The sequence below is a fragment of the Bradyrhizobium sp. NAS96.2 genome (genome assembly GCF_001908235.1).
GTDB lineage: Bacteria > Pseudomonadota > Alphaproteobacteria > Rhizobiales > Xanthobacteraceae > Bradyrhizobium.
On sequence record NZ_LGHK01000338.1, the window covers coordinates 1 to 5619 of the forward strand.

Consider the following 5619-nt stretch of genomic DNA (forward strand, 5'->3'; position numbering starts at 1 on the left):
ACAAACGCGCTAGGGAGTGATTTGCCGCGATCATTGCTAGCTCAGCAATTTGCCTTCCTTAAAACCATGGCCAATTTTAATCCGTCGATCGTTTGTCCCCTCGTTCTCGATTCTCCGCTGCAACAAGAGCAAGACAAAGATAACGCTGCAGCCATCTTTCAATTCATCTTCTCACGCGTCCTTCCTGGGCAGCAATTGATCTTGGGAACACTGTCGTTGGATGGCGTAGGGTCTGATGTGATTCCGAATGACGCGAAGAGAATTCACCTCACCGATGAACTGCGTCTGCTGCAAAAAGATCAATACTCGGCCGTTTTGGATCGCATCGGCAATCTGCATGAAATCATGTTAGCTGCCGAGTAGTACCCAGAGGCGTGTGTTTGAGGCCGCTTCGAGCGGACAGTTGCTGCAGCTCACGCGCCGAGAAAACAAAAACGGCCGGGTCATCGACCCGGCCGTTCAAAACTCTCTCTCCGCGAATTCCGCTGTCGCAGCTTCGCTCAGCTCGCCTTCTTCACCGGCGCCGGCTTGCCGACCTTCTTCTCGATCGCGCGCTTCAGTTCGAGGGCGCGGGGCGAGAGCACGTCGGCCTTGGCCTTGAGCAGATAGGCGTCGAGGCCGCCATTGTGGTCGACGCTCTTCAGCGCGTTGGTCGAGACGCGCAGGCGCACGTTGCGGCCGAGCGCATCCGAGATGAAGGTCACGTTGGCCAGGTTCGGCAGGAAGCGCCGCTTGGTCTTGATGTTCGAGTGGCTCACCTTGTGGCCCGTCTGGGGGCCCTTGGCCGTCAGTTCGCAGCGCCGGGACATCTTACAAAATCCTTTTCCATCCCCGCCTCTCTGTCAGGCGTGCATTCGCACGGCCCGCGCGGGGGTTTTGAATTCGCGTCCATTTTCCAGGAACCGCGGGTGTATAGGGGGAGATCGCCCAAGCGTCAAGATTATATCGCTGCATGGCGCTACCGGAGAATGCCGGTTCATAAGCCGTTCCAGCCACTTAACAGCTGAAATGGCAACCATATAAAGGGCGTATTCGGCTGCAAGTCTTGGTTCCATAAGAGATGCGCACGTTGTCCGGCCGAATTGAACGTCCCGATGGACAGCGAATAGAGCGCCGATAGCAGGACCGTCAGGTAGGTTAAGTGACCACCGCCATTGCCATTTTGCCCCCGCTCGGCCGGCTCCTCGGCCTGTGCGCGGGTGCCTTGCTGCTGTTTTGTGCCGAACGCGCCAGCGCGCAGGGGCGGCTCGACGCCCAGTATGAGGCGACGCTCGCTGGTATCCCGGTCGGCAAGGGCAGCTGGACCATCGAAATCGGCGACGACACCTTCTCGGCCGCAGCCCAGGGCGGCACCGCGGGCCTCCTGAAGGCATTTTCCGGCGGCACCGGCTCGGGCGCCTCGCAGGGCCGCGTCGTCAGCGGTTCGCTCGTGGCCTCGTCCTACACCGCGACCACCACCACCTCGAAGAAGTCCGAGACGATCCGGATGGTGCTCGCCAATGGCGGCATCAAGGAATCCGCGATCGAGCCGGAGCCGCCGGTCGATGCCGACCGCCTGCCGGTGACCGAGGCGCAGAAGAAGAACGTGTTCGATCCGATGACCGGCTCGTTCCTGCGCGCGCCCGGCAATGCCGAATTGATGAGCCCGGACGTCTGCCGCACCGGCGCCGGCGTGTTCGACGGCCGCATGCGCTACGACCTCAAGCTGGATTTCAAGCGGGTCGAGATCGTCAAGGCCGAGCGCGGCTATCACGGCCCGGCGTTGGTCTGCGCGCTCTATTTCGTGCCGATCTCGGGCTACATCCCGGATCGCCCCGTGATCAAATACCTCGCCGCCCAGCGCAACATCGAGATCGCCTTCGTGCCGATCGCAGGCACCCGCCTTCTGGTGCCGTTCCGCATGACGATCCCGACCCCGCTCGGCCAGGCCATGCTGGAAGCGACGTCGTTCGTGACGACAGCCGCGCCGCCGCGCGTGGCAAAGACGCAGTAGCCCCTTCACCTTCTCCCCTTGTGGGAGAAGGTGGCGCGGACGCAGTCCGCGACGGATGAGGGGTTCTCTCCGCGGAGACAGACCCCTCACCCGGATTCGATGCTGCCGCATCGAATCCACCCTCTCCCACAAGGGGAGAGGGTGCTTTCGAGGCGCTTCCCGAACGCAAGGGAATGCAACAAACGTCACCGGAATCCAGTTGACTCTTGCCCGCTTCTGATTCGACTCGGTCACCCCTGGAACTTAAGGAATTCAGTCCGCATATCCCCAGCTTGTGGAGCCCTCTCAAACTTGATCTAGTGCCGCCGCCGTCAGCCTACCCGAGATGTTGCGGTGAACGTTTCGAGCCTGGAATGGAGTCAGCGATTCGGCCGCGATTCGTTCTAGACTCGTTCCGAAGCTTAAGGGCGGCGCGGAAAGCGTCGCATTGTGAGACAGATTCGGCCCAGATGATGCCCTCGACTGTTTTTTCGTCATTGCGAGCGAAGCGAAGCAATCCACTCTTTCGAGCATGCGCGGATGGCTGGATTGCTTCGTCGCTTCGCTCCTCGCAATGACGGTTGACAGTCAGCCGCCGCAACAAGAAACACCTGCAAAATATGGCTTTCTCAACTTCGTTCGGAAATGACCGCGCGCCCGGTGCAGGCGTCACCGCGGTGCTGGGGCCGACCAACACCGGCAAGACGCATCTGGCGATCGAGCGCATGCTGGCGCATTCGTCCGGCTTGATCGGGCTGCCGCTGCGGCTGCTCGCGCGCGAGGTCTACAACAAGATCGCGGACCGCGCCGGCGTCGACAATGTCGCGCTGGTGACCGGTGAGGAGAAGATCAAGCCGAAGGCGCCGCGCTTCTGGGTCTCGACCGTGGAAGCGATGCCGCGCGATCTCGATGTGTCCTTTCTCGCCGTCGACGAGATCCAGATCGCGGCAGATCTCGAGCGCGGGCATGTCTTCACCGACCGCATCCTCAATCGCCGCGGCCGCGACGAGACGCTGCTGCTGGGCGCTGCGACGATGCGCCCCATGATCGAGCGGCTGTTGCCGGGCGCCTCGATCATCACGCGGCCGCGTCTGTCGCAGCTCGAATTCGCCGGCGACCGCAAGATCACGCGGCAGCCGCGACGCACCGCAATCGTCGCGTTCTCCGCGGACGAAGTCTACGCGATCGCCGAATTGATCCGCCGCCAGCATGGTGGCGCGGCCGTGGTGCTGGGCTCGCTCTCGCCCCGCACGCGCAATGCGCAGGTCGCGATGTTCCAGAACGGCGACGTCGATTATCTCGTCGCCACCGACGCGGTCGGCATGGGGCTCAATCTCGACGTCGATCACGTCGCCTTCGCCTCCGACCGCAAATATGACGGCTACCAGTTCCGCCGGCTGACGCCGGCCGAATTCGCCCAGATCGCGGGCCGCGCCGGCCGCGCGACGCGCAATGGCACGTTTGGCACGACGGGACGCTGCGCGCCGTTCGAGCCGGAGCTCGTCAATGCGCTGCAGAACCACACGTTCGACAGCGTCAAGATGCTGCAATGGCGCAACGCGAAGCTCGATTTCTCCTCGCTCGGCGCGTTGCAGGTGTCACTGGCGCTGTCGCCCAATCATGAGGCACTGACGCGGGCCCCTGTCGCCGAGGACCTGCGCGTGCTCGAGCATGTCGCGCGCGACGCCGAGGTGCGCGAATGGGCGCATGGGCCTAAGGCCGTGGAGCGGCTGTGGGAGGCCTGCCAGGTTCCGGACTACCGGAAGCTGTCGCCGGCCGCCCATGCCGAACTCGTGACCACGCTGTATGGCTTCCTGATGCAAAAGGGGCGTATCCCTGACGCATGGTTTGCCGCCCAGGTCGACCAGGCCAACCGGACCGACGGCGATATCGACACGCTTTCGGGCCGGATCGCGCAGATCCGGACCTGGACCTTCGTTGCCAACCGGCCCGACTGGCTCTACGACCCGGACCACTGGCAGGGGATCACGCGCGAGCTCGAAAATAAATTATCCGATGCGCTGCATGAACGGCTCACGGAGCGTTTCGTTGACAGGCGGACCAGTGTATTGATGCGCCGCCTGCGGGAGAACTCAGTTTTGAATACGGAAATTGGCAAGACCGGTGAAGTGATCGTGGAAGGCCATGTGATCGGCCGGCTCGATGGTTTCACCTTCGCACCTGATGCGGCCGAGGCCGGCAGCGACGCCAAGGCGCTGCAAGCCGCCGCCCAGCAGGTGCTGGCGCGCGAGATCGATGCGCGCGCCGAGAAACTGGGTGCGGCGCCCGACGAGCAATTCGTGCTGACCTCCGACGGCACCATCCGCTGGACCGGCGATGCGGTCGCCAAGCTGGTCGCGGCCGACGACGCGCTGCATCCGCGGCTGCGGATCATTTCCGACGAGCGGCTGACCGGCGCCTCGCGCGAGGCCGTGCAGACCAGGCTCGACCTCTGGCTCAAGACCCATATCGAGAAACTGCTCGGGCCGCTGTTCGAACTGTCGAAGGCCGAGGATTTGCAGGGCATCGCCCGCGGTATCGCCTTCCAGCTCGTCGAGGCGCTCGGCGTGCTGGAGCGGACGAAGATCGCGGCCGAGATGAAGGATCTCGACCAGCCCTCGCGCGCGGCGCTGCGCAAATACGGCGTGCGGTTCGGCGCCTACCACATCTATTTCCCGCAGCTGCTGAAGCCCGCGGCGCGCTCGCTGGCCTCGCTGCTGTGGGCCGAGAAGCAGAGCAATGTCGACATGGCTGCGCTGTCGAATGTGCAGCATCTGGCGAGTAGCGGCCGCACCTCGTTCCCGGTCGACAAGGCGTTGCCGCGCGATGGCTATCGCGTGCTCGGCTATCGCCAGTGCGGCGAGCGCGCGGTGCGCGTCGACATCCTGGAGCGGCTCGCCGATCTGATCCGCCCGGCGCTGGCCTGGCGCGAGACCTCGCCGGGCGAGAAGCCCGCCGGCGCGTTCGACGGCCGCGGCTTTGTCGTGACCCAGGCGATGACCTCGCTGACCGGCTCCGCCGGTGAGGACTTCGCCTCGATCCTGCGCGCGCTCGGCTATCGCGTGGACCGCCGTCCGCCGCTGCCGCCGAAGGCTGTCGAGGCCGCGCCGGTCGAGGCCGTGCCGGCCGAGGCCGTGCCCGCCGAGACAACCGAGACGGTCGCGGCCGAGACGCCGCCGGTCGAGGCGACGTCCGACGCCGCCGCCGACGCGCCGGTCGAGGTGGCTGCCGAAGTCACGGCCGACGCGCCGGAATCTGCTACCGATCAGCTGGTGTCCGGCGATCCCGCACCGTCGGCCGCGCTGCTGCCCGATGTCGGCTTTGCCGAGGTGGTGTCCAGCGAAGCGACGCCCGTGGTCGTCGAGACCAGGCCCGAGCCTGTGGCGGAGGTTGCTGTGGCGCCTGCCGCTGCCGCCGCAGAACCCGCTCTTGAGGCTGCCGATGCCGCAGCCGAGCCTGCACCTGCCGCAGAAGCCGCTGTGGAGACCACATCCGAGCCCGGCGCCGAAGCGCCTGCGGAGGCCGCGAGCGCTGATGCTGCACCCGCCGAAGCCGCCGCTGCCGAGGCCGCTCCCGCCGCTGCGAAGACGCCGGCCGAGCCGCAACTCGTCGAGGTCTGGCGTCCCGGCGGCCGCTCTGACGAGCGC

At 65.1% G+C, this 5619-nt stretch carries 4 protein-coding genes; 3 read left to right on the forward strand and 1 reads right to left on the reverse strand.

Features of this window, described 5'->3' with window-relative positions:
* Positions 1-363, forward strand: a 363-nt coding sequence (locus AC628_RS44585; protein WP_210190334.1) for a hypothetical protein, incomplete at its 5' end; no start/stop codon positions are given.
* 137 nt (positions 364-500) lie between these two features.
* Here AC628_RS44585 and rpmB read toward each other — a convergent pair.
* A complete protein-coding gene (gene rpmB / locus AC628_RS40995) occupies positions 501-809 on the reverse strand; it encodes a 50S ribosomal protein L28 (protein ID WP_050423898.1) in 309 nt (102 codons plus the stop codon).
* Between the two features lie 353 nt (positions 810-1162).
* Here rpmB and AC628_RS41000 point away from each other — a divergent pair, with 353 nt between their 5' ends.
* The gene (locus AC628_RS41000) at positions 1163-1993 is read left to right on the forward strand and encodes a DUF3108 domain-containing protein (protein ID WP_074132492.1); all 831 of its coding nucleotides are present in this window, start codon (positions 1163-1165) and stop codon (positions 1991-1993) included.
* A gap of 599 nt (positions 1994-2592) precedes the next feature.
* Positions 2593-5619 (forward strand): helicase-related protein (locus AC628_RS41005; protein ID WP_074132493.1); only part of this gene is annotated, 3027 nt, incomplete at its 3' end.

Excerpts from the sequence above, each read along its gene's own strand:
- rpmB (WP_050423898.1), bottom strand. The coding sequence starts at position 809 with ATGTCCCGGCGCTGCGAACTGACGGCCAAGGGCCCCCAGACGGGCCAC.